This window comes from Ruegeria sp. N10 (genome assembly GCF_056531545.1).
In genome coordinates, this window is the sequence record NZ_JBQFLY010000001.1 from 387,355 (window position 1) to 412,689 (window position 25,335).

Sequence of the window (25,335 nt, forward strand, 5' to 3'; positions counted from 1 at the left end):
GGATGATCCCATCGATTGGTCGATGGCGTAAATCACGGAAACTGCGCAATTTCGGCACCTTTGGGCTGGTCCTCATGGGGCCTGTTCTGGCGCTTGCTACATATCTTGTCATTGGTCCCTTTGACCTAGGTGCGACCGCGCCGACATTGCGGCTGATTCTGCTGGCCGATCTTGTCTATGTTTTGGTCGTTGCGGCTTTGGTGCTCAGTCAGTTGGGTAGCCTGATTGCGGCCAGGCGGGCCAAGTCGGCGGGCTCGCGCCTACATTTGCGCCTCATCGGGGCGTTTACGCTGCTCGCGCTGGTTCCGACCGTTACGGTCGCCATTTTTGCCGGCCTTACCGTGAATATCGGTCTGGAAGGCTGGTTTTCGGATCGCGTACGGCAGGTTGTCGGGTCCTCCCTGACGGCGGCAGAGGCTTATGAGCAGGAACATCGCAGTGGTCTGACGCAGGACGCAACCGTTCTGGCGCGGTTCCTGAACAACGCACGTTCGGTGGAGTTTTACATTTCTGATGCCGAACTCCGCGAGGTTCTGGCGCAGGGGCAGGCCCGGATTCAGCGCGGGTTGCGCGAGGCCTATGTCATCGACGGCACGGGCGAAATCCGGTCGCGCGGGGATCGGTCCTATCTGTTCAACTATGAGGCGCCAACAGCCGAGCAAATGACGGAAGCGGCAGAAAAGGGGCTGCTGATCATTGCTGACTGGCCAAACAGTGAATTCCGCGCGCTGGTCCCGCTTACCGCCTATCTGGACCGTTACCTGTATGTCAGCCGCGAAGTGGACGGGCAGTTGTTGACGCTGCTGGATGACACCAAGGAAACGGCGCAGTTCTATCAGCAGCTGGAAAGTGAACGGGGCAGGGTGTTGTTCGAATTCGGCCTGCTCTATCTCGGCTTTGCGCTGATCCTGATCCTGGCTGCGATGTCACTGGGGATGTGGTTTGCCGAACGGCTGTCGCGCCCGGTCGGACGATTGACCACGGCAGCACAGCGGGTCGGTGCCGGAGACTTGAGCGTTCAGGTCATCGAAGAGGCCAGCGACGACGAGATCGCGATGTTGGGCCGATATTTCAACCAGATGACCCGACAACTAAAAGGACAGCGGGACACGCTGCTGGAAAACACCCAGCAAATCGAAAGAAGGCGTCGCCTGTTTGATTCCGTGCTCAGTTCGGTCACATCCGGTGTTGTCGGCGTGGACCCGGATGGATGCGTTACCTTCGTCAACCGTTCGGCCGAGCGCTTGCTGGACTGGTCACGAGGCGAAGAACACCTGGCTATCGGCATTGCAGTTCCCGAGTTTCTGCCCTTGTTTGAAAGCCTCAAGGACAGCGGGCAGGAGGCTGTTCAGGGTGAGGTTAAGGTCACACGCAAGGGGCGGCTGGAAAACCTGCTGGTTCGCATGGCCATCCGTCGCGGAGAGGATGGCGGGCTGGAAGGCTATGTGGTTGCCTTTGACGATGTAACCGATCTGGTCAGCGCACAGCGAATGGCGGCGTGGGGGGACGTGGCCCGCCGCATTGCACATGAAATCAAGAACCCATTGACGCCGATCCAGCTCAGCGCAGAGCGCATCAAGCGCAAGTTCGCCCGCAAACTGGATGAGGAAGACAGCGGCAGCCTTGAGTCGATGACCGGCGTCATCGTGCGGCAGACTAACGACCTGCGGCGTATCGTGGATGAGTTTTCCAAGTTCGCACGGATGCCCGAACCCGTTCGACGAGAGGAAGACTTGGTTGAACTGGTGCGCGAAGCCGTTCTTTTGCAGCAGGCGGGACAGCCGGACGTACAGATTGACGCCGATCTGCCGCAGCAGCCGATCATGGCGGATGTAGATGCGACCATGCTCAACCAGGCATTGACCAACCTGATTAAGAACGCTGGGGAAGCTATTGTTACCTTGCAAGAAAAGGGCGCCCCGAGCAACCTGGTGCCACAGATCAAGGTGGCGGTATTAAGCGACAGTGCGGGTACGGTCATTACCATTGCAGACAATGGAATCGGTCTGCCGGAGGACCGGGCGCGTTTGTTTGAACCTTATGTTACGACACGCGACGAAGGGACCGGGCTGGGCCTTCCGATCGTCAAGAAAATTATAGAAGAGCATGGCGGCGCGCTGACCCTTGAGGACGCGCCCGTATTTGACGGGCAGGACCATTTTGGCGCAATGGCTGTGATCCGTTTGCCTGGGGCAGGTATGTCCCCAACCGTTGCGCCGCAGAAGCAGGCAATTAGAACCAACAAACTGAAAGCAGGCCAAAGATGAGCGACATTCTGATCGTAGATGACGAGCGCGATATTCGCGAGCTGGTGTCCGACATTCTGGAGGACGAAGGCTATTCAACCCGGCTGGCAGCCAACTCGGACGAGTGCATGGCGTCGATCAATTCCGAACCGCCGGGGCTGTTGATCCTGGATATCTGGCTGAAGGACAGCCGTATGGACGGGATTGATATCCTCAAGTCGGTAAAACGCGATAACCCGGATGTGCCGGTGGTGATTATTTCGGGCCACGGCAACATCGAAATCGCTGTTGCTGCTATCAAACAGGGTGCTTACGACTTTATCGAGAAGCCCTTTAACATTGACCAGTTGATGGTGGTGATCCGCCGCGCGATGGAGACGTCTCGTCTACGGCGCGAGAACGCGTCGCTGAAGCGGAAAGAGGTCAACAACTCCGACATGATCGGCAAATCCGCGTCGTTCCGGGCGATGCAGGGGCAGTTGGACAAGGTTACCAAGTCAAACGGTCGCGTCATGCTGCGCGGGCCTGCGGGTTCTGGAAAGGAAATTGCCGCGCGCTATATCCATGCCCACTCCAACCGCGCAAACGCTCCCTTCGTGACCGTCAACTGTGCCGGGATTGAGCCTGAGCGTGTGGAAGAAGTTCTGTTTGGCCGGGAATCGGCCGAACGTGGTGTGGAATCCGGATTGCTGGAAGAAGCCCACGGCGGCGTGGTCTATTTTGATGAAGTGTCCGACATGCCTTTGGGTACACAGTCCAAAATCCTGCGTGTGCTGGTGGATCAGCAATTCCAGCGCGTGGGTGGCTCGGACAAAGTGCGCGTGGATCTTCGGGTGATCTCATCGACCAACAAAGATCTTGATGATGAAATCGCGGCCGAGCGGTTCCGGGAAGAGCTGTATCACCGTCTGAATGTGGTTCCGATCACCGTTCCATCACTCGAGGACCGGCGCGAGGATATTCCGGTTCTGGCCCAGCATTTCATCGAAATGTGCAACGAAACCCAAGGGTTGCCTATGCGGGAGCTGTCGGACGAGGCGGTCGCTTTGCTTCAGACAATGACGTGGCCGGGTAACGTGCGCCAGCTGAAAAACTTGATCGAACGTGTTTTGATTCTGGGTGACGGCACCGGCCCAATTGAGGCGCGCGAGCTGCCAAGCGAAGAAGACAAGGCCGAAGAGTCGGGCCGCGTTGTCTTGTCGGGGGCGCTGGCCACTTTGCCGCTGCGCGAGGCCCGCGAAGCGTTCGAGCGTGAGTATCTGCTGACCCAGATCAACCGCTTTGGCGGCAATATCAGCCGCACCGCCAGCTTTGTCGGGATGGAACGCAGTGCGCTGCATCGCAAGCTAAAGTCGCTGGGTGTTGTGACCTCAAACAAATCCGGTGCGCGGGTCGCGCAAATCGACGAGCCCGAACCAGCAGAATGAGTCTGGGGTCATAGTTCACGGGCAGATGGATGTGTGGAAGGGATGGCGAGAACGGTGAACTCTGATCGGTCTGGCCGGTTCGTCGAAGGCTACCCGGCTTTTGGCAGGCGGTTAAAGCGACTTCGACGGTCGATCGGATTGAAACAATCCGCGCTGGCAGAGGTTCTGGAGGTCGATCAGACCACGGTTTCCAGATGGGAAAACGGGATTCAGATTCCGACAACTGATCTGCAACACTCGGTGTTTGCTGCGCTGGCTCCTTTCAGGGCGGATGACAACGCGTTAAGACGGCTTGTCGTGAACTCGGCCGACTGCATCCATCTGGTTGAGGAGGCCAGCCATATGTGCCTGGCCTATTCCCGCCGGCGGGCGCGGGACTGGAAAACCACCCAACGGGCACTGCTTGGCGTGTCCCTCTGGCAATTTGCAACGGAAGAGATCCGGCAGGCTGAGGCCGAGCTACAGGACGAGGGGTGGTGGGATTTGCAAGCGCCCAACCCCAAGTCGTTTGTAACTTCCGAAGCGCGGCACGACCGTATCCGGATCAGCGCCGGACAGATCACCTGGGAACGGTTGTACCTGTCGGATGGAACGCCGGTTAGGCTGGTCAGTGGGGCACGGTCGGGACGCGCATAATTTATGCGTATTCCTGTGCGGTCGGGTGCAGTAGAACCGGCCTATGCCCCATCCATTACGCATCTTGTTACAGGTTTTGTTGCTTTGGCTTGCCGGGCTAGGTGCGGCGACCCAATTCGCCAAGATAGCGGTTCCTTTTGTTCAGGTCGCGGCCCTCTATCCTGCGCATGCGGATAAGATTGGCTGGCTTTTGTCAGTCATCAGCCTGATTGGAGCGATTCTTGGTGCATTGTCCGGCGCGATAGCGGGGCGGGTGGGGCCTGTCCGGTTGCTGATGTTTGGCTTGATCCTTGGCGGGGCGGTGTCCCTATTTCAGGCCAGTATCCCCGGTTTAGGCCTGATGCTGGTCAGTCGCGTTGTCGAAGGGGTCTCTCATCTGGCCATCGTTGTCGCCGCGCCGACTCTGATTGCGCAAATCACGATTGGAAAATGGCGCAACGCGGCAATGGTTTTGTGGAGCAGTTTCTTTGGTGTCGCCTTTACCCTGAACGCTTGGCTTGGGCTTCCTTTGATCGCTCAGGTCGGGCTGCCGGTTTATTTTGCTACGCATGGCGTTCTGATGTTTCTGATCGCCGTCCTGATCGTATCATTCCGTCCCAACAGTGCATCGGCTTTGGTAAACAATCCTTTTTGGAGCGTTCGAACACTGATTGACATACACGTACAGACCTATCGCTCTGCATTTGTGTCGGCTCCGGCGCTCGGATGGTTCTTTTACACGCTGACCTTTGTCTCGCTGCTGGCCATTCTTCCGGGAAGATTGCCGGAAGATGTCAGTGCGATGATCGCAGGTTTGATGCCGTTGGCCGGGATCGTGATTTCCTGGCTTACCGTCCCAGTGTTGCTGAACGTTTGTTCTGGCGTATTCGTTGTTACCCTTGGTTTCGGGCTGTCTATCCTGACGATAGGCGCCCTGTGTCTTGGTGCCCCGTTGCCCGTTGTCTGCGTTGCGCTTTTTGCGGTGCTGGGGCTTGTTCAGGGCGGCAGCTTTGCAGCGGTACCGCAGTTGAACTCGACACCCGAAAACCAGGCGCTTAGCTATGGTGCGATGGCGCAGATGGGGAATGCGGGTAACCTTTTGGGCACACCTGTTTTGCTTGCAATTCTGTGGCGGACCAGTGAAGCAGGCATGTTGATTGCCGTGGTCGGGTTCTATGCTGTTGCCATGGCGCTGCATCTGTGGCTAGCCGCGCGGCGCAAACGCGCTTCGACCGAGCTGGATTGATCAAACATGCGGAACAGTGGTTTTTCTTATCCGGATTGCCCCGGTGTGATGATCTGAAACGACCCGTCATCGAATTTCACAAAGCATGAGGCACTGTTGAGGGGCGGCAATGTCGTTGTTCGCGCCAGTGGCACCCGTGATTTCACGTTTTGCTTGCAGGGCGGTAAGCTGACCGGACGAAATCCCTTCTCGGCCATGCATTGCGCCTCGACCGTGTTTCGCAGTCCCTGGTTGACATCGACGGTATAAACCCTGCCGGGTTGCCACCAGCCTGGGGATTGATAGCAACGACCCATGCCATCACAATACGTACGCCCAGGCCAATAAGTCGGCGGGCTTTGACGGATCTGATTGGCAACCGGCACCTCTTTTACCGCCCTAAGCTGGCACTGGGTGGTCTCTTTTTGCAGACGTGACACGGTTTCACCCTCACGATAGTAAAGCGAGAGTGGCCCACACGAGGACAGCACCATCAGGGGCACGAGCATAGGAAACAGCGTTTTCATATGCTTATCTTGCCGCAGCTGATCAGCGATGACAATTCAATTGACCGCTTTGGGGGCATCTGTCATTCAATCCTTTCAGGCAGAAGGGCCAGAAACATGAAGGTCATTATTTGCGGCGCGGGTCAGGTCGGCTGGCAGATTGCGCGGCACCTTTCGGGCGAATTGAACGATGTCACCGTTGTCGACAACAATCCCGATCTGGTACGGCGGGCGACCGAAACACTGGATGTGCAGGGGATCGCCGGGTTTGCAAGTTACCCCGATGTGCTTGAAAGGGCAGGCGCGCGCGATGCGGACATGATCATCGCTGCGACCCATTCGGACGAGGTGAACATGGTCACCTGCCAGATGGCGCATTCGGTCTTTTCGATCCAGCGCAAGATCGCGCGACTGCGGTCGAAATCCTATCTTGAAGCGATCCATTCGGACCTTTACCGGCGCGATCATCTGCCGATTGATGTGGTGATCAGCCCCGAACGCGAAGTGGCCGCAGCCGCGATGCGCCGCCTGTCGGCCCCGTCCGCCTTTGACACCGAGATTTTCATGGACGGCAAGGCGCAGCTTTTGGGAATTCGCGTGGATGAGGACTGCCCGATCGTGAACACGCCCTTGCGGCAACTGACCGATTTGTTCTCGACGCTCAGTTCGATCGTAGTGGGGGTGCGTCGCGATGGAACGCTGTTTGCACCAGAATCCGAGGATCAGCTGTTTGTCGGCGACGAATGCTACGTCTTTACCAATGTAAAAGACGTGGATCGCACCATGGAGGTGTTTGGCAAGACCCAAAAGCGTCAGGATCGTGTGGTGATCGTGGGCGGGGGCAATGTCGGGCTTGAAGTGGCGCGAACTCTGGAAGAACAAAAGAGCCGCGTGCGCGCCAAAATCGTCGAGCGAGATCGCCGATGCGCCGAGATCGCCGCCGAGGCGCTGGAACGAACGATTGTGCTGCACGGTGATGGTCTTGATGCCAGTTTGTTGAGCGAGGCCGGTATCGACAGGGCGGATGCAATGCTGGCGGTTACGGATGATGACCGCACGAACATGCTGGCCGCTGTGCGGGCCAAGGCCGAGGGTTGCACGTTGGCGATTGCTTTGATCAATGATCCCAGCATGGTGGCGTTGATGGGACCTTTGGGGATCGACGCGTATATCAATCCGCGGGCAACCACCGTCAGTTCTATCCTGCGCCACATCCGTCATGGCCGGGTGCGACAGGTCTACTCGATCGGAGATGCTGAGGCCGAAGTGATCGAGGCCGAGGTTCTGTCAACCTCTCCCATGGCGGGGCAAAAGCTGCGCGATATCGATTTTCCCGAAGGCGTACTGGTTGGGGCCGTGCGCAAAGGGGATGAGGTGATGCGACCGACGGGCAGCCTCAGGATCGATGAAAAGGATGTCGTCGCGATTTTTGCCATGGCCAAGGACGTGCCTGAGGTCGAACGCCTGATGCAGGTTTCAATCGATTTCTTCTGATGGCGCATGCGGGGATACAACAGATTGGGCTATTGCGGCGGTTGCCGCTGTTTCTTCTGATCTGGGCTATTGCGTCACTGGCAATGTGGGTTCCGGCAGTTTACGCGCTGGCGCTGGATGATCACGACACATCCCGATCGTTTCTGTATTCCGGTATCATAGGGTTGTTTCTGGTCGCCAGTATCGCATTGGCCTCGTCCAATCGCGTGCCACGGCGTGGGACTTTGGGACAATTGGCGGTGATGCTCGCATGTTTCACCATTCTTCCCGTCTTTCTTGCAATTCCATTTCACGACGCGCTGGGAACGACCACATTCCTGAACGCTTACTTTGACATGGTTAGTGCCCTTACGACCACAGGGGCGGATCTGTTTCCGGATCCAGACCGCCTGACGGCCCCGCTGCACCTGTGGCGTGCCTTGGTTGGATGGATGGGCGGTTTGCTGATGTGGATTGCCGCCGCGGCAATCCTTGCGCCTTTGTCGCTAGGTGGGTTCGAGGTCACGGCACGCGGTCAGCCGGGTCGCCCGGTATCGGGTGTTGCGCAAAGCGAACGCGTTGATCCACGTGGCCGGCTGCTCCGTGTGGCAAAGGGACTGACCCCGGTCTATGCCGGGCTGACGGCAGTGATCTGGATCCTTCTTCTGATCGCTGGCGAAAATGGTCTGACGGCCGTTTGCCACGCAATGTCGGTCATGGCGACGTCGGGAATTTCTCCGGTGGGTGGTATGGAAGGCGCGCAAGCGGGATTCACGGGCGAGGCGATCCTGTTTCTGTTCCTGTTCTTCGCCCTTTCGCGCCTGACATTTTCGACCGACACGGCAACATCCGGTTATTCCCGCCTGGATACGGACCCGGAGTTTCGCATTGGCCTGATGATTGTGCTGGCCGTTGCTGCGTTACTGTTCTTTCGCGTTATTGCAGGCGTTACGGAAATCGGCGGGCAAATCGAACCTTTGCAGGTATTGCAGGTCATCTGGGGTATGCTGTTCACTGTTCTGGCCTTTCTGACAACCGCCGGGTTTGAAAGCGCAAACTGGGATGATGCGCAGCAATTGTCTGGTCTGGGAACGCCCGGATTGTTGCTGATGGGGCTGGCGCTGATCGGTGGCGGGGTCGCCACTACGGCTGGCGGTGTCAAACTGCTGCGGGTTTTTGCCCTGTACCTGAATGGTGCGCGCGAGATCGACAGGTTGATCTATCCCTCGTCAGTCAGCGGGGTTGGAGGCGGTAACCGACGCATTCAAAGGGACGGCGCGTTTATCGCCTGGATCTTTCTAATGCTCTTTGCGCTGACATTGGCAGTGTTCAACCTTTTGCTGGCCGCTATGGGGGCCGGGTTCGAACAGGCCATGGTGCTCAGCGTCGCAACGCTCAGCACGACGGGTCCGCTGATTGAACTGGCCACTGATGTTCCGATCCGGTTGATAGACCTGTCCGCAGGGGCCAAGCTGACGCTGTGCGCGGCGATGGTCATTGGCCGGCTCGAGACACTTGCGATCATCGCCCTGATCACTCCTTCGCTGTGGCGGGATTGAAGCGGTTGGGTCCGGCCGTTTTTTCTGCATAATTTTTCGTCTGGAATATCTTTACGCGGCGCTCCATACTGAACCGGAGGGAGCGTGTTGGTCCGCAACGCGTGGCAAGAACAATGGCGAGATTATATAAATATGGCTTCGGACAGACAGAATCTTCAGGATGCCTTCCTGAACAATGTACGGAAAGCTAAGGTTCCGGTTACAATTTTCCTGATCAATGGCGTGAAATTGCAGGGTGTGATCACCTGGTTCGACAATTTCTGTGTATTGTTGCGCCGCGACGGACAGTCGCAGCTGGTGTACAAGCACGCGATTTCAACCATCATGCCATCACAGCCGATCAACCTGTATGAGGGCGAAGACGCCTCTTGATGGAACATGACCGGACGCGCACCAGGGCCTGGGTGCTGCATCCCGAAATCAAATCAGATGAACAGCGCCGCGTTCCCGAACCGGCGCTGGCCGAGGCGGTTGCGCTGGCCGCCGCTTTGCCCGATCTGGACGTGATCGGGTCTGAAATCGTTCGCCTGCAACGCGCCCAGCCCGGCTATTTGTTTGGCAGTGGCAAGATCGAGGAACTGGGCGAGCGGCTTCGTGAAAACGAGGTTGAACTGGTTCTGATCGATGGGCCGGTGACCCCGGTTCAGCAGCGCAATCTGGAAAAGGCATGGAAGGTCAAGATCCTCGACCGGACCGGGCTAATCCTTGAGATTTTCAGCGACCGTGCGCGTACCCGCGAAGGGGTGTTGCAGGTCGAAATGGCTGCGCTCAGCTATCAGCGGACGCGGCTGGTGCGGGCCTGGACCCACCTTGAACGTCAGCGTGGCGGCTTGGGATTTGTCGGCGGACCTGGCGAGACCCAGATCGAAGCCGACCGTCGCGCCATTGACGAACAACTGGTGCGTCTGCGTCGCCAATTGCAGAAAGTAGTCAAGACCCGCACGTTGCACCGTGCTGCGCGGGCCAAGGTGCCATATCCGATCGTTGCATTGGTTGGATATACCAATGCCGGGAAATCTACTCTGTTCAATCGGCTGACCGGGGCCGAAGTGTTGGCCAAGGACATGCTGTTTGCCACGCTGGATCCAACTATGCGCCGCGTGCAACTGCCCGATGGCCCGGAAGTGATCCTGTCGGATACGGTGGGTTTTATCTCGAACCTGCCGACTGAGCTTGTGGCGTCTTTTCGGGCCACGCTTGAAGAAGTGTTGGGCGCTGATCTGATTGTTCACGTGCGTGATATCAGCCATGAGGAAACCGAAGCGCAGGCGCAGGATGTCGAAGCAATCCTGACCTCGCTTGGTGTCGACGAAGAACGCCCCCGGCTTGAGGTTTGGAACAAGACTGACTTACTGAGTGCCGAAGAAAAAGACGCTGCATTGGCAAGGGCGGATCGCGATCCGGCCATATTTGCCATCTCGGCAGTTACCGGCGAAGGCGTGACCCCTTTGCTTTCCGAGATTGCAGCAATCCTGCAAGGGGCCCGGCACGAGGATGTTCTGAACCTGAGCTTCGCTGAAGGTAACAAGCGGGCGTGGTTGTTCCGGCAGGATGTTGTACAATCCGAAGAGCAGACCGAAAAAGGGTTCCGTATTACTGTCCTTTGGACGGATAAACAGGCTGCTCAATTCGAAACACTATAGAAACGGCGAAGTGGCGGAACTTGTCTGACACATTGGATCAAAGAGTATTTCTGACCGGATTTATTGATGTCCCAGCGGATCGCCTTGAAGATGTGCGCGCCGCTCTGCCCACGCATATCGCCCTCACAAAGGCGGAAGAGGGTTGCCTGTCGTTCGATGTTGTCGAGGATCAGATCACACCCGGACGGTTCACTGTATCAGAGGTTTTTGTGAATCAGCGGGCATTTGATGCGCATCAGCGGCGGACGAAGGCATCCGAGTGGTTTCTGATTACGCAGGGAATACCGCGGAATTATGCGATAGAAACCGCGGGCAAAAAGACAACCTAAGTCATGTGCCGTAAAGTTGCCGCTGTATATCATCGGTGTCGAACCAGCCGACTGACGATTGTACAAGATGGTCAGGTGCAAGTTCCCATTCATCCCATCCGCGCGCGATAGCATAGTTGCCGGTCTGGGCATGATGCCCTTCACGTGTCCAGACAAACAGGGCGTGAGAGCCAGCCCATCGCATCATGTCGCACCGCACTTCCAGATCCGGAAAATCGGCATAGACTTCTCGGGCCATTTCGGTAATCGCGGCACGCCCTTCGACAGGCTCACCCCGGTTGGTTGTGATCCGACCGTCCTGCGTGAAAAAACTGGCAACGGCATCGGCGTCACCTGAACTCCAGGCGATCGCGTAATCTCGGGCAAAGTTGTTCAGAGTATCCCGAATGCTGGCCATAGTTTCCCCCTGGTCCGAAACAGTTCGCCCGGTGATGGTAGGCGAAACTGCCGCGTGGCGTCCACGGTCCGGACAAAAAGGGGCGGGGACTCGCCGAAACCCCGTTGCTTAGCGTGGGATCAGATTGGTCACTCCGACAGCAGCGGCGCGGGCAAGGTCAAGGTCCAGCGACATGGGAATATATTCGCCACGCCGCCACAGCTGCGCCTGATCGTCGTAATAACGCGACAGGAAATGGCCCGATTGGCCGGTAGCCGTGATAAAGACCGAGCTGTTGGGATCGGCAAAGTCATACACACCGCGATACCCGGCTCCGTGCACGTTCTGAAACGGGTCGAGCCCTTCGCCCGACGTGCGCCCGCGCAGCAAGGTGTTGTCGCCGCCACTGGTCGATTGTCGAATGTTCACAAAATACCGAAGTATTGGCACGTTTCCCAGAACGGGGTGATCGTGGGTTGCCTGATGCGCATCACCCCAGCGTAGGGATTCAAGTGTGCTACCATAGCGTTCGGTGATCCAGATCAGCGCATCATCCAATGCAAGTCGAGCCATTTCGGTACAGGTTTCAATCGGCGCGCTTTGTCGTACATCGCACCAGACACCGGCGCCATCAATGTCACGATAGACCCGCTCGATGAACAAAGGCTCGACATGTTTGAATTCGCTGGCCAGCGGCCCCAGCTCGTCCGAGATCAGGCGGATCTGAAGGGCCCGCACCCAGGCTGCGTAGATCAGCGGTTCGGGCAGATGCTCGTTCATCTCGCCATTCCAGTCCGCCAGCAGCGACAGCGCAATCTGGCGCTGGCGCTCGGGCGTCCCTTCGGGGGCCGAGGCACCGGTATACCAAAGGTCAGCACCGATCAGTGGCAGTAGAGAGCGCGCGGTGAAACTGACGGTATCCAGTTGCGCTTCGATGAAACTGTCGCGGGTATGCACCTCACGCGATTGCATCAGGCGTTCCCAGCGATGTACGCGCTGAGTGTCACCCCACTCGTAGGACACATGATCCGGGAACGGGCGGTCGATGATCTTGTTGTTGGTGTTGCCCAGAACGCCACCGGCAGGGGCCACGAATTCCGGGTTGTTGGCGTAGGGCAGGCGGCCTTGCCAGCGGTTTGCTTCGATCCAGCCGGGTGTCGGAATGCGTCCGCGGCTTTGGTTTTGCAGATCACGCCGGGGCATGGCGCCAATCAGTTTCATCCCTATTGTCGTTTTGTCGACCAGTGACAGGTTTTGCGAGGGCGCAATGAATTGTCGCGCCACGGTTACGGCGTCCTGCACGTTGTCTGCGTTCATCAGGGCCATGGACGCCGTCATCGAAGTGTCTTGCGGGCTGAGCGCCGTCCAGGACAAAGACGCAACATGGCCCGGCGGTGTGATGGTTTCCAGCTTGTAATCCGTACCGGGCAACACGGGCCCGTTTTCAGTCCAGCGCAGCGTCAGTGTAACCGGAGCTTCCCCCTTGATTTCAATGATCGAAGGACGGGTCTGGAATTCCTTATAGCCATCCGGGGTCAGGTATTCTTCGGGGTTTTCCGGGTTCAGCTGCTCAATATGAATGTCCTGATCGTCAAGATAGGATGACGTCACCCCCCAACCCAACCGGTCACTGCGGCCGGTCATGATTGCGGGAATACCAGGGATCGAGGCCCCAATAACGCTTCCCTTTTCCAGACCAAGATGCGCCAGATACCACACGCCGGGTGCTGTGAAGCCGAGATGCGGGTCGTTGGCCAGTAATGTTCCACCGCTTGCCGAGCGCGAAGGCGCAGCAGTCCAGGCGTTTGATGCCCCCGCCAGCCCGCGTTTGGGAAGGGGTGACAGCAGCGTTTCAGGAAAACTCGTACCAGCGGCATAGCGTGGAAGGTTGGGAAACAGCGAAGCATATTCAGGCAACGCAGCAATGCCGGGGCCGGGAACATCGGGCAGAATATCTGCCAGCCTGTCAGGATTGCTCAGCATCAAAGACGTACGCGCCCGCAGAACCTCGTCGGTCAGGTGACCGGACAGCTGCAGCGCCATAAGCTTGATCACGGCGATACTGTCTCCCGGTTGCCAGGGCGAGACGGGTGCATTGAACAGGAACATCTCAGGCGCGCCGCGCCCCAAGGCCTCGTCGTTGATCTCGGTCAGGCGTGCGTTGACTCCGGCCGCATAAGCACGAAGGGCAGCCTTGGTATAGTCGTCCTGTACCTCGACCGAGCGATGGGCAAGGCCGTACAGATCCAGCCGGCGCAAAAGCTTGTCGACGCGAAGGGTGCGTGGTCCAAAGATTTCGGACAAGCGGCCCTGCGCGGTGCGGCGCATGACCGTCATCTGCCACAATCGATCCTGCGCGTGGGCATATCCAAGACCGAAAAACACATCTGGGTCATTTTGGCCCAGTATGTGCGGCACATTGGCGGTGTCGCGCACGATCTCAACCGGAGCGGTCAACCCGTTGACTTCGAGTTTCTGGTCATAATCCGGCAGGGATTGGCTGGCCAGAAAATAGACAAGGCCCATTGCGGCGAGGATCAGCATGATCAGACCCGACACGATGCGCACCAGCCAGCGGAAAACAAGACCCATTACTGCCCCAAATTCTAGTACATGAAGGTTGCGCGGAGATTAGTGGATGGCGGGTCCAACCGAAAGAGGAACGCGGCGAGAACCTGCGCGGAAAGGATGAAAACAAACACCCCACCGCAGCATTCCGCTGTGATGGGGTTTGTCAGAAGAAGTGGGAAGCCCGAATTATGGGATAATTCGGGTATATTTCGTGCCTTCCACGGTCGCACCGATCTGAAGCCCAGCCTGTCCGAAGATGGCAGCCAGAACGGGCGATCGCAATGTCGTTGTGTCTGTCGACACGGAATCGCCCTGATCGCTGACCACATAGCCAATATCTGCTCCGGCTGTCCAACCACTGGAACGACGGAAATCGTTCAGGGCGTCTTCGGTCATGAAAAACAGGACATGCGCATATTGCTGCGCGCCGATCTGTAGCCCGGCCGTGCCCTTGACCGCCGAGTAGAAGTCAACTGTTGCACCGCTGATGCGCAGCGCGCCGCGGCCGTAACCGCCACCGAACACGAAACCGGCTTCGGTAATCAGCGGCATGACCAGCATGCCGTTGGCCTTGTTCGCAATTTCAACCGTGTTGGGATAGCGGCTGTACATCTCGGTCAGCGTGGCGTCGACACGGGCATCGATTGTTGCTGCGTTGGAATTGCCGACGCCGTTGCCACAGGCGGCGGTCAAGCTCAGACCTGCCATGCCCAAGGCAAAGCCGCGACGATTCAGTCGGGGGGAATTGGAACTGCTCATGGTTTTTTATCTCTGTAACTGTGCCTGAAATGCCGGGTGATCCCGGTCTTGGCGGCAAGGATACGCCGATCAGGGCGATGTGTCACGGGAAAGCTGCCCGATCGGGAAATCTTATCGGCGAAATATCGCGAAACTTGCGGGCTTTATCCCTGCAGGATGCGCGCAACCTGAGGAGAGAAATAGGTCAGAATTCCATCGCATCCGGCGCGTTTGAAGGCCAGAAGGCTTTCCAGCATCACCTTCTCGCCATCGATCCAGCCGTTCTGGGCTGCAGCCTGAATCATCGCGTATTCGCCCGATACCTGATAGGCATATGTCGGCGCACCGAAATTGTCTTTCACGCGGCGGCAGATATCCAGATAAGGCATGCCCGGCTTGATCATCACCATATCGGCGCCTTCAGTCAGATCGCGTTCGATCAGGCGCAGGGCCTCGTCCGAGTTCGCGGGGTCCATCTGGTAGGTCTTTTTGTCGCCCGTCAGGGCCCCCGATGCACCGACCGCGTCGCGGAAGGGTCCGTAGAACGCACTGGCATATTTGGCGGCATAGCTGAGGATCATCACGTTGTGATGGCCCGCACGTTCCAGCGCGCGACGCATTTCCCCGATCCGGCCGTCCATCATATCCGACGGGCCGATGATATCCGCACCGGCGTCTGCCTGTGCCAGCGTCATCTTTACCAGCGCCTCGACGGTCTGGTCGTTCACGATTTCTCCGTCAACGACATATCCGTCGTGGCCGTTGATGTTATACGGGTCAAGCGCCACATCCGTCATTACGGCGACGTCTGGGGCCGCCGCCTTGATTGCCCGGATGGCCCGGTTGGACAGGTTGTCGGGGTTCCATGCCTCGGCGCAGTCTTCGGTTTTCAGCGCAGGGTCGGTGTAGGGAAAGATGCAAATTGCAGGAATCCCAAGGGCCTGGGCCTCGACCGCCGCTTTGGCAATCAGGTCAACCGATCTGCGAACCACACCAGGCATCGAGGGCACGGGCTCTTCAATACCTTCGCCATCGCGCACGAAAACCGGCCAGATCAGGTCATCCGTTGTCAGAGTGTTCTCACGCACCAGCGCACGAATTGCCTGTGATTGACGGGCTCGGCGAAAGCGGGTCATGGGAAATGGGGCAATGGTCGGTTTCATGGCGCGTTCTCCTTGAACATTCGTGCATTGGGTGGCATGAATTCACAAAGGTCTCAAGGGTATCAATGGACGCGCGCCTAGATGGAACCCCCCTGAGTAGTGCGAATAAAGGGTTGGGTTTGGACTGGTACTCTTCGATCTTTGAACTCATCGACATGCGCAGCTTTTCGAATCTGTGGTTCTGGATCGTACTGGCGGTACTCTGGTCGTCGGCCAGCCACTGGGTGATGGGCATCCCATATGATCTGGTTGTTCGTGCCCGCCGGATCGGAGGTCAGGTCGAAACCGATCTGCTCGACATCGTTCGCATCCATACAAATCGGATTCTGCTGATCGTCGACATGTCTGGCACCATCCTTTTGGCGTTTGGGTGTTTTCTGTTCACCGGGATGGCCACGCTTGGGTTTTATTATGATGTCGAATTCGCGCAGGCCCTGTTTTTGCTTTTGTTCCCACTGACCTTGGTGCTTTTGATGAATATCGTGCATGCAAGGCGTCTCCGGCGGCAGGAATTGACACTCGAAACTGTCTCGAAAACGATTTCCCGCTGCCGTCTGTATACCCAGATCATCGGCATGATCTCGATACTGGTCACTTCGTTCTGGGGCATGTATCAGAACCTTTCGATTGGCGTTCTGGGATAGAAGATTCTGAAAGGCGAGGCGATGAAGGCTCCGAACCACGTGACAGTTGGCGGCGCCCCCGAAGGGTTTGACGCGCAGCTGGTGCTGAACGAGATCGCCCGCAGCACGGGGCCGGTGGCCCATGTCGCACGCGATGACAAGCGGATGGAAGCGATGCGCGCTGCACTGGCGTTTTTTGCGCCTCAGATGCCTGTCTTTGTGTTTCCGGGTTGGGATTGCCTTCCTTATGACCGGGTCTCGCCTAATGCGGATATCTCGGCGGCGCGCGTCGCAACTCTGGCGGCGCTGGTCCACCAGATGCCCCAACAGTATGTATTACTGACCACGCTGAACGCCGCGACCCAACGCGTCCCGGCACGGGAGGTTTTGCGAGAGGCGGCGTTTACCGCCCGAGTTGGCCATCGCATAGATGATACCGCGCTGCGAAACTTTCTGGTGCGCATGGGGTTCACCCAAAGTCCAACGGTAATGGAACCCGGCGATTATGCCATCCGTGGAGGCATCATCGACATCTTCCCTCCGGGAGAGGCGGGCCCGGTACGACTGGATCTGTTCGGTGACGTTCTGGACGGTGCGCGCCGCTTTGATCCAGCGTCCCAGCGAACAACCGAAAAGCTGGACATCGTTGAACTTGCACCGGTGTCCGAAGTCATCCTGGACGAGGCCGCCATAACCCGGTTCCGTCAGAACTATCGCATCGAGTTTGGTGCCGCCGGTACGGATGACCCTTTGTATGAGGCCGTAAGCGCAGGCCGCAAACATCAGGGGATCGAACACTGGCTGCCGTTCTTCCACGAAAAACTTGAGACACTGTTCGACTACTTGCCGGATGCGGTGATCACTGTCGATGATCAGGTGACGCCCGCGCGTCTGGCGCGTTGGGATACGATTGCCGATCAGTACGAAACCCGGCGACTGGCGCTGGAAAACCGATCCCGCATGGACACGGTCTATAAACCCACACCTCCGGAGTTGTTGTATCTTGACGATACCGCCTGGGAGGCGGCTGTCGCGGATCGTCGGGTTTTGCAGTTCAGCCCGCTGCCGCAAGCCTCTGGCCCCGGTGTCATCGACGCGGGTGGACGCATCGGGCGCAACTTTGCGCCGGAACGCCAGCAGGAAAGCATCAGCCTGTTCGGCGCTTTGGCCAGTCACATCACTGCAAAGCTCGACAAAGGACCGGTACTGATCGCCTCATATTCCGATGGCGCGCGGGAACGCCTGACCGGCTTGATCGAAGACGAAGGGCTGGCCGAGGCGATACATGTGGCCAACGGCACCCGCATTGGAAAACGCGGCTTGCACCTTGCCGTCTGGGCGTTGGAGCACGGGTTCGAAACTCCTGATCTAACGGTGATTGCTGAACAGGATGTGCTGGGCGACCGGCTGATCCGTCAGCCCAAAAAGCGCCGCAAGTCCGAGAACTTTCTGACCGAAACCCAATCGCTCAGCCCCGGTGATCTGGTTGTTCACGTGGATCACGGTATAGGTCGTTACATGGGAATGGAGGTCGTCACCGCAGCCGGTGCCGCCCATGAATGCCTGTTACTGGAATATGCCGAGCAGGCAAAGCTGTACCTGCCGGTCGAAAACATAGAATTGCTGTCGAAATACGGCCACGACGAAGGTCTGCTGGACCGTCTGGGTGGCGGTGCATGGCAGGCAAAGAAGGCCAAGCTGAAAGAGCGCATCCGCGAGATGGCGGATAAGCTGATCCGCATCGCCGCTGAACGTGCATTACGTAAAGCCCCGGTCATGGATCCACCGCCCCACGCGTGGGAGGAATTCAGCGCGCGATTCCCATATCAGGAAACCGAAGACCAGTTGCGGGCGATCTCGGATGTGATGGAGGACATCCATTCCGGCGCGCCGATGGATCGTCTGATCTGCGGTGATGTCGGATTTGGAAAGACCGAGGTTGCCATGCGTGCCGCATTTGTCGCCGCCATGTCGGGCGTTCAGGTTGCGGTTGTGGCACCCACGACCCTGCTGGCCCGCCAGCATGCCGCGAGTTTCAGGGAACGCTTTCGGGGGTTCCCGCTGGAGGTCCGGCAATTGTCACGCTTTGTTTCGGCGAAAGAAGCCCAGCAAACCCGTGACGGTCTGGCCCGCGGGACAGTGGACATCGTGATCGGAACGCACGCGCTTTTGGCCAAGAACATACGGTTCAACAATTTGGGGCTTCTGATCATCGACGAGGAACAGCATTTTGGCGTGGGTCATAAGGAACGGCTGAAACAGCTGCGCTCAGACATTCACGTGCTGACCCTGACCGCGACACCGATCCCGCGAACGCTGCAACTGTCGTTGACCGGCGTGCGCGATTTGTCGATTATCGGCACGCCTCCAATCGACCGACTGGCGATCCGTACCTATGTCAGCGAGTTCGATGCCGTTACAATCCGAGAAGCGCTGCTGCGTGAACACTATCGTGGGGGGCAGAGTTTCTATGTTGTACCGCGCATCTCGGACCTGCCTGAGATCGAAGAATTTCTGAAAAATCAACTGCCTGAGCTCACTTACGTGGTTGCCCATGGCCAGATGGCAGCGGGTGAGCTCGATGATCGGATGAACGCGTTTTATGACGGGAAATTCGACGTGCTGCTGGCCACAACCATTGTCGAAAGCGGGCTGGACATCCCGACCGCAAACACGATGGTCGTGCACCGTGCGGACATGTTTGGCCTTGCCCAGCTCTATCAGATCCGGGGTCGCGTTGGGCGCTCGAAAACCCGTGCCTATGCTTACCTGACCACCAAACCGCGCCAAAAACTGACCGCTGCCGCCGAAAAACGCCTGCGTGTTCTGGGCTCGCTGGACACGTTGGGGGCCGGGTTCACTCTGGCCTCGCAGGATCTTGACATTCGTGGTGCGGGCAACCTGTTGGGTGAAGAACAATCCGGCCAGATGCGCGATGTGGGCTATGAGCTTTACCAATCCATGCTGGAAGAGGCGATTGCCAAGATCAAAGCCGGCGAGATGGAGGGGTTGTCGGATGCGGACGATCAATGGGCTCCGCAGATCAATCTGGGTGTGCCGGTTCTGATCCCTGAGAACTATGTACCAGATCTGGATGTGCGCTTGGGGCTCTATCGCCGCCTGTCGTCACTGTCGACAAAGGTCGAACTGGAGGGCTTTGCTGCGGAATTGATCGACCGTTTTGGCAAATTGCCGAAAGAGGTGAATACCTTGATGCTGGTTGTGCGGATCAAGGCCATGTGTAAACGCGCCGGGATCGCAAAGCTCGACGGTGGGCCGAAAGGTGCGACCATCCAGTTCCACAATGACAAATTCGCCTCGCCGCAGGGACTGGTTGAGTTCATTCAAAATCAACGTGGTATGGCCAAGGTCAAAGACAACAAGATCGTCGTGCGCCGGGACTGGAAAAAAGACAGTGACAAGATCAAAGGGGCTTTTGCAATTGCCCGGGATCTCGCTGAAAAAGTGGTCGCGGCGCAAAAAAGGTCAAAGCAGGTTGAGATGTGAGAGGGGGCTCTGCCCCCGCTGCGCGTTCCGCGCATCTCCCCCGGGATATATATGGCCAGATGAAGAAGCGGATCCCTGCTTCATCTGGCTAAAAATATCCCCGCCGGAGGCATCGTGCGTCAGCACGATCAGGACACTTTAGCTACGCATTGCCGCCTGCGCGCAGAAGCAGGACGCAGCCACCATGCGGTCGGCACGGGCCAATGCCAGGTCAAGCCGTTGTTTGATCTGCAGGACTTCGACCTGTTCGCTGCGTGCCTTGAGGCAATCGTAAAGGCCCTTCAAACTCCAGACGTTGTCAGGATGTATCGAGGCGCGACTTAACGTACCGCCCAAGCCCAGATCTTCACGATAGGCGTCTTCAGCTTCGGCCAGCCGTCCTTGTTCGTAAAGAAGCGCCCCAAGCGCGTGGCGGGTGGGCTGCATCCATCCCCAGGGTTCGTCATAGGGCAAAGTATCGTCCAGCTCGACCGAGCGGCGCAGATGGGCAAACGCGATTTCAAAGTTGCCCTTGCGGTACTCGATCTCACCGCGCAGCATTTCCCGCGCAATTTCCAGCAGGTCAATCACACGGTTGTTGTGCAGCCTACGTGTTTCCGGAACGCATTCTTTGGCGGCAAGAAACAGATTTTCTTCGGCCTCGGCATTGGCGATTTCACCGGTTGCTGCATGAGCGATGGCGCGCGCGTAGTGTGTCGTGGCCGTCAGGGTGCGGAACAGGTCTGGGTCTGAGGGCAGTTCCAGTGCCTTAGCCTCGTCCCAGCGGCCAAACCGGATCAGGATGTGAGGGCCCATGGACATGTAGCTTTCGAAGTAATCGGCCATCGGGGGGCTTTCGATGCGCAGCAATTCTTCGGGTGTTGTATCCCACAATCCCTGATTGGCACGTAGGGCCGGTTCCATCTGTCCAAGAAAAAGCGCACCGTAGATGGCAAAATGATAATTGTGCTGGCGATAGCCTGTGTAAATGTTGAACGCGCCTTCGCGTTCGTAATATTTCAGGTCGGCTTCCGAGGCTTTTTCGTTCCAGTGCACAACGTTGTGGTAATGTCCGCAGAGCACATCGATATGTGTCGGCATATGTACTAAGTGGCCGGCATCTGGAACCAGTGTGCGCAGGACATCCCCTGCTTTCAGGGCTTTTTCTGGTGTTGTAGACATCTCCATCAGATGAACATAGAGGTGCAGCAGGCCCGGGTGTGACATCGCAGCCGGATCGTTCGCCATGGCCCATTCAAGCGCATCTTGCGCTTCCTTCGTTGCCGCGCCCTGGGCGGGTTGGCCCGTTTTCAGATCCCACATCTTCCATGGCGTCAGGTTCAGCAGCGCTTCGACATAGATGGTACGCAAGTCGAGGTGGTCCGGGTGCGCCGCAAATGCCGCGCGCATCGCTTCGGCAAAACCGTGGTCCCATTGGTGCATGTCCTGAACCGGATCACGTTGCGGGTAACGCGCAGGCAGGGCCTGAATCAGGGCCTGTTCGACGGCAGTGCACCCTGCGAGCAGACCAAGGGCTTTTTGCATCGCGTCGTAAGCCTGTGCCAGCGCTTCTTCCTGACCCTTCTCATCCAGCAGGTCCCACGGGAGGTTGTAATTGGGACCGGCTGCATAGGCGACACCCCAATGGGCCATTGCGCAATTCGGATCATGCTCGGCCGCGCGTTGAAAACAGGCTACCGCCTCTTCGTGATTGTAGCCGTATGTCCAGTTCAGCCCGCGGTCGAACCACAGCTGAGCTTCGGGGCTGGAAGTGGAAACCGGGCAGGAATAGCTGCCCAGATCGTAGTAATCGTTCATCACAGTTCCTCCCCCTAAGTTCGGGGTAGGATAGCGTGTTTCACCCGAGATTCACAGGTCAGGCTGGCAGCCGTTCTTCGATGCGACCCATGTGGATCATCAGGCTGAATGCCAGAATGCACATACACAGAATACCAATCGTCAACGGCGCGATGGATCCGTTGAACAGCAACCCGACTGGCGCGGCGATTGCCGCGGCCAGTACGGTTGAGATCGACCCGACAACCGACGCGGCCATGCCCGCAATGTGACCCATGGGTTCCATGGCAATGGCGTTCAGGTTGCCGATGGTTACACCGGCCATGAAAAAGACTGTTGTTTGCCAAAATACAAACAAGGCAAATGACATCGCGGGCGAAAGGTTAGCCACATTCAGGATGATGACGACAGACGTGATGGCTATCTGCACGCCGAAAGCAAAAGTCACCATCCGGCGCATCCCGACGCGCACCACCAAAGCTGCGTTCAAAAGGCTGGCCGAACCTGACATCAGGGCGACAAATCCGAACCAGAAGGGAAAGCTGTCGGCCCGATCATGGATCACATCATAGACCGGTTGCACCATAGTCAGCATGGTGAACAAGGTCCCCATGCACAAGGTCTGCACGAAGATAGACAAGCGCACGGTGGGATGGGCAAACATTTCGTTCACGGCCGCAATCATCAGGGGCAGGCGAAAGGGGCGGCGGTTCTCGACGGCAAGGGACTCGGGCAGTCGTGTACTCACCCAAAAAAGGACGACCAGCGCGAACAGGATAAAGGACATGAATATCCCGCGCCAGCCGAAGAGGGCGATAACACCAGCGCCCAGCATCGGGGCCGCTGCTGGTACCAAAGTGAAGATCATCATAGCGATTGAGATGATGCGCGCCATTTCCCGGCCTGAATACAGGTCACGGATGATGGCCATTGCCACCACACGTGGTCCAGCAGCGCCCAGCCCCTGTACAACGCGCGCAATCAGCACCAGTTCCAGCGAAGAACTGGCCCAGGCAACAGCCGAAGCCGCAATGTACAATAGCGCGCCGCAAAAGATCACCGGCTTGCGTCCCAGCGCATCCGATAGCGGGCCGGTAAAGAATGTACCGATACCCATTCCCAGAACGAAGGACGTCAGAATCAGTTGGGCGCGATTGACATCATCGGGGCTGAGCTGCGCGCCGATTTCGGGCAGGGCAGGCAGCATTGAATCGATCGAAAACGCGATAGTGGCGAACATCATTGCGATCAGCGCAATGAATTCCGCCTTCGACATGCGGTTGGCCATGAAGCACTCCTAACCTGTTCGCGCTATCATGGCAGGTCAGGTTAGACCAGACTGGAAATTCGCACAGACCTCTGCGCTATTCTGTGGGGGAAGCCTCAAGTTGAGACATGATTTCGGCGATCACTTTCTCCCACATTTCAGGTGGTTGAGCACCCGGAACGGCATGTTGATTGGCAACAATATAGGTCGGGACCGAACTAACGCCCATTTCGCGAGAATGAGTATCCCGGTTGCGAATATCCTCGCGGTCAGCGTCGGATTTCAACAGCTTCATGACCACCGCAGCGTCCATTCCGGCACTGTCTGCGATGTCGGACAGGACTTCGGGGTCGCCGATGTCTCGGGCCTGAACAAAATAGGCATCGAACAGCGCATCCACAACGGCATTCTGTTTGCCTTCGATCCCCGCCCAATGGATCAGGCGATGTGCATCCAGTGTATTAGGTGTGCGTTTCATGCCTTCAAAGTCAATCTTCAGACCGGCGCTTTCAGCATGTTCAACCACCGGCGCATAAGCACGCACGGCACCATCTTTGCCGCCAAATTTACGCTCCAGATACTCGCGCCGGTCCATTCCATTTTCCGGCATATCAGGGTTCAGCTGAAAGGGGTGCCATTCGATGACAAAAGGGTGGTCCGGCACATTGGCCAGTGCTTTGTCGAGATGCGTTTTGCCGATATAGCACCACGGACAGATCGGATCGGACAGGATGTCGAGCTTGACGGTCTGGGTCATGTGGCTGGTGCCTCGAAATAGGCCGGCAACGCCCGGCGCAGGAGTTTGCCATTGCCGCCGGTTGGTAGCGCAGACAGGTGGATGAAGGCGCGTGGTTGTTTATAACGTGCCAGGTTTGCCTCGACATAGGCGCGCAGGGCCGCATCGTCCAGCTTTTCCGGGCCGGTATAGAAGGCTGCTATCACAAATGTGTCCGGTTTGACCTCGACCGTAGCTGCACCGACCTGCGTGATACCGGGAAAACGGGACAGGGCGGCTTCGACCTCGACCGGGGACACGCGGTAGCCACCGGCATTCATCATGTCGTCGTCCCTGCCCAGATAACTGACCTGGCCGTCCACTGCCATTGCCCCCTGATCTCCGGTCAGGAACCATTCGCCCTGCATCCGGGATTCAACTTCATCGGGTGCGTTGAGGTAGGTCAGCATCAATCCGGGATCAGACCAATGAATGGCGATGGTACCTTCTTGCCCCTGCGGCACCGGGCCGTTCGGGCCCAGAATGGCCACGCGACGACCCGGTTGCGGGTACCCCAATGCGTCGCCGCGCGCGGGGTGGGCCGGGCTTGAGGATATGAAAGTCGAGCATTCGGACATGCCGTAGGCTTCGAACAGTTCCGTACCGGTGGCGCTTAGCCATTTCTCGTGCAGAGCGCGCGAAAGCTTTTCCCCAGCGCATAAACCGTGGCGCAGGTCAGGTAAGCTGATTTGCTCATACTCTTGCACCAATTTGCGAAAGACCCCTGGTGCCGCCGCAAAGATGGTTGCACGATGCTGGTGGAGCAGAGCAGGCAGGGCGGTGATGTCCGTGCCCGGTTCCGGGATCAAGGCGGTTGCGCCGATGGTCCACGGGTCCATCAGTCCGGTGCCAAGTGTATAGGTCCAGTTGAACGCTCCGGCGTGACACAGCCGATCGGACGCGCGCAGACCATACCAGCCATCGACCATCATCTGCCGCGCCCAGATTGCCCGATGCGCGTGGGCCACGGCACGCGGACTGCCCGACGTTCCCGAGGTGTAGACGACATATGCCATACGCTCGGGGTCGCCCAATTCAAAGCTGGCAGGGGGCAAATGGTGCATAGCCTTCAGTTCATCCAACTCGATCTGTCTGGGATGAGGCACGCATGAGACAGCGGGATCACGAAGAACCGCGGCTGGGGACAGATCGTCGATCATTCTGGCGGTTTCGGGTTCCGTCAGTTGCGACGATGTGGGCACCGGAATGATACCCACTGAAATCGCGCCCAGATAGGCAATCGGGAAATCCACCGTATTGCCGAGCCGCATCAGAACGGTATCGCCGGGTGTCAGACCTGCTTGCAGCAATCCTGCGCCAGTGCCCAGTACGGCGGATTGCAGGTCGCGATAAGTCCAGTCCTGCGTGCCGTGGGGCATTAATACCGTCAAAGCCACTTTGTCAGGGACCTGATCCGCGCGGCCAAGGACGTGCGCTGCCAGATTGAAGGGTGCAGGGCAGGGCGCGGGCGCCCCCTGATCGAAGACAGATAACATGGCCATTGGCTAACGCGGTG

20 protein-coding genes are annotated in these 25,335 nt (G+C 57.9%); 11 read left to right on the plus strand and 9 right to left on the minus strand.

Translation table 11 applies throughout. The features are described from left to right. Positions 1-2 precede the first annotated feature (2 nt). The 4 genes from ACR0JI_RS01980 to ACR0JI_RS01995 are packed head-to-tail and all read left to right on the plus strand — an operon-like array spanning position 3 to position 5,534. Positions 3-2,267, plus strand: a complete 2,265-nt coding sequence (locus tag ACR0JI_RS01980) for a sensor histidine kinase NtrY-like (protein ID WP_480493159.1) — start codon at positions 3-5, stop codon at positions 2,265-2,267. Continuing rightward, positions 2,264-3,673, plus strand: coding sequence for a nitrogen assimilation response regulator NtrX (gene ntrX, locus ACR0JI_RS01985; RefSeq protein ID WP_480473070.1), 1,410 nt, complete (start codon positions 2,264-2,266; stop codon positions 3,671-3,673). Before ACR0JI_RS01980 ends, ntrX begins: the two co-directional genes overlap by 4 nt. A gap of 42 nt (positions 3,674-3,715) precedes the next feature. Next, on the plus strand, positions 3,716-4,309 hold the full coding sequence (locus ACR0JI_RS01990; protein WP_480473068.1) for a helix-turn-helix transcriptional regulator: 594 nt from the start codon (positions 3,716-3,718) through the stop codon (positions 4,307-4,309). A 43-nt stretch (positions 4,310-4,352) separates the two neighbouring features. Next, complete coding sequence (locus ACR0JI_RS01995; protein ID WP_480473066.1) at positions 4,353-5,534, plus strand: MFS transporter; 1,182 nt, start codon at positions 4,353-4,355, stop codon at positions 5,532-5,534. Between the two features lie 26 nt (positions 5,535-5,560). On the opposite strand, the gene ACR0JI_RS02000 is transcribed toward ACR0JI_RS01995, so the two are convergent. Continuing rightward, on the minus strand, positions 5,561-6,040 hold the full coding sequence (locus ACR0JI_RS02000) for a hypothetical protein (protein WP_480473064.1): 480 nt from the start codon (positions 6,038-6,040) through the stop codon (positions 5,561-5,563). A 96-nt stretch (positions 6,041-6,136) separates the two neighbouring features. Between ACR0JI_RS02000 and trkA the strand changes: the two genes are divergently transcribed. The 5 genes from trkA to ACR0JI_RS02025 all read left to right on the plus strand — a co-directional run bounded on the left by trkA (position 6,137) and on the right by ACR0JI_RS02025 (position 11,023). Then, positions 6,137-7,513, plus strand: a complete 1,377-nt coding sequence (trkA, locus tag ACR0JI_RS02005) for a Trk system potassium transporter TrkA (RefSeq protein WP_480473062.1) — start codon at positions 6,137-6,139, stop codon at positions 7,511-7,513. Beyond that, on the plus strand, positions 7,513-9,051 hold the full coding sequence (locus ACR0JI_RS02010) for a TrkH family potassium uptake protein (RefSeq protein WP_480473060.1): 1,539 nt from the start codon (positions 7,513-7,515) through the stop codon (positions 9,049-9,051). Before trkA ends, ACR0JI_RS02010 begins: the two co-directional genes overlap by 1 nt. A 132-nt stretch (positions 9,052-9,183) precedes the next feature. Continuing rightward, the gene (gene hfq, locus ACR0JI_RS02015) at positions 9,184-9,423 is read left to right on the plus strand and encodes an RNA chaperone Hfq (protein WP_005982826.1); all 240 of its coding nucleotides are present in this window, start codon (positions 9,184-9,186) and stop codon (positions 9,421-9,423) included. Further along, positions 9,423-10,694 carry a GTPase HflX gene (gene hflX / locus ACR0JI_RS02020; protein ID WP_480473058.1) on the plus strand — a complete coding sequence of 424 codons (1,272 nt, stop codon included), beginning with the start codon at positions 9,423-9,425 and terminating at the stop codon, positions 10,692-10,694. Before hfq ends, hflX begins: the two co-directional genes overlap by 1 nt. 20 nt (positions 10,695-10,714) lie before the next feature. Next, complete coding sequence (locus tag ACR0JI_RS02025) at positions 10,715-11,023, plus strand: putative quinol monooxygenase (protein WP_480493062.1); 309 nt, start codon at positions 10,715-10,717, stop codon at positions 11,021-11,023. Position 11,024: 1 nt separating this feature from the next. Here the strand turns inward: ACR0JI_RS02025 and ACR0JI_RS02030 are convergent, their stop codons facing one another. From ACR0JI_RS02030 to hemB, 4 genes are all read right to left on the minus strand, one after another. Beyond that, entirely contained in the window at positions 11,025-11,420 is a 396-nt protein-coding gene (locus ACR0JI_RS02030; RefSeq protein ID WP_480493063.1) for a nuclear transport factor 2 family protein, read from the minus strand. Positions 11,421-11,528: 108 nt separating this feature from the next. Next, a complete protein-coding gene (locus ACR0JI_RS02035) occupies positions 11,529-13,991 on the minus strand; it encodes a penicillin acylase family protein (RefSeq protein WP_480493064.1) in 2,463 nt (820 codons plus the stop codon). 165 nt (positions 13,992-14,156) lie between these two features. Beyond that, entirely contained in the window at positions 14,157-14,729 is a 573-nt protein-coding gene (locus ACR0JI_RS02040) for a lipid-binding SYLF domain-containing protein (RefSeq protein WP_480473050.1), read from the minus strand. Positions 14,730-14,872: 143 nt separating this feature from the next. Beyond that, positions 14,873-15,871: a porphobilinogen synthase gene (gene hemB / locus ACR0JI_RS02045; RefSeq protein WP_480473048.1), complete on the minus strand. Its 999-nt coding sequence runs from the start codon at positions 15,869-15,871 to the stop codon at positions 14,873-14,875. Positions 15,872-15,990: 119 nt separating this feature from the next. On the opposite strand from hemB, the gene ACR0JI_RS02050 reads away from it, so the two are divergent. Continuing rightward, positions 15,991-16,515 (plus strand): component of SufBCD complex, encoded by a 525-nt coding sequence (locus ACR0JI_RS02050; protein WP_480493065.1) that lies wholly within the window; start codon positions 15,991-15,993, stop codon positions 16,513-16,515. A gap of 21 nt (positions 16,516-16,536) precedes the next feature. Further along, positions 16,537-20,001, plus strand: a complete 3,465-nt coding sequence (gene mfd / locus ACR0JI_RS02055; RefSeq protein ID WP_480493066.1) for a transcription-repair coupling factor — start codon at positions 16,537-16,539, stop codon at positions 19,999-20,001. Between the two features lie 138 nt (positions 20,002-20,139). Here the strand turns inward: mfd and ACR0JI_RS02060 are convergent, their stop codons facing one another. The 4 genes from ACR0JI_RS02060 to ACR0JI_RS02075 all read right to left on the minus strand — a co-directional run bounded on the left by ACR0JI_RS02060 (position 20,140) and on the right by ACR0JI_RS02075 (position 25,315). Beyond that, on the minus strand, positions 20,140-21,798 hold the full coding sequence (locus tag ACR0JI_RS02060; RefSeq protein ID WP_480493067.1) for a hypothetical protein: 1,659 nt from the start codon (positions 21,796-21,798) through the stop codon (positions 20,140-20,142). Between the two features lie 58 nt (positions 21,799-21,856). Continuing rightward, the gene (locus ACR0JI_RS02065; protein ID WP_480493068.1) at positions 21,857-23,065 is read right to left on the minus strand and encodes a multidrug effflux MFS transporter; all 1,209 of its coding nucleotides are present in this window, start codon (positions 23,063-23,065) and stop codon (positions 21,857-21,859) included. A gap of 76 nt (positions 23,066-23,141) precedes the next feature. Next, complete coding sequence (locus ACR0JI_RS02070) at positions 23,142-23,801, minus strand: DsbA family oxidoreductase (protein WP_480493069.1); 660 nt, start codon at positions 23,799-23,801, stop codon at positions 23,142-23,144. Further along, positions 23,798-25,315 carry a class I adenylate-forming enzyme family protein gene (locus tag ACR0JI_RS02075; RefSeq protein WP_480493160.1) on the minus strand — a complete coding sequence of 506 codons (1,518 nt, stop codon included), beginning with the start codon at positions 25,313-25,315 and terminating at the stop codon, positions 23,798-23,800. The genes ACR0JI_RS02070 and ACR0JI_RS02075 overlap by 4 nt, the downstream gene beginning before the upstream one ends. Between the last annotated feature and the right edge of the window lie 20 nt (positions 25,316-25,335).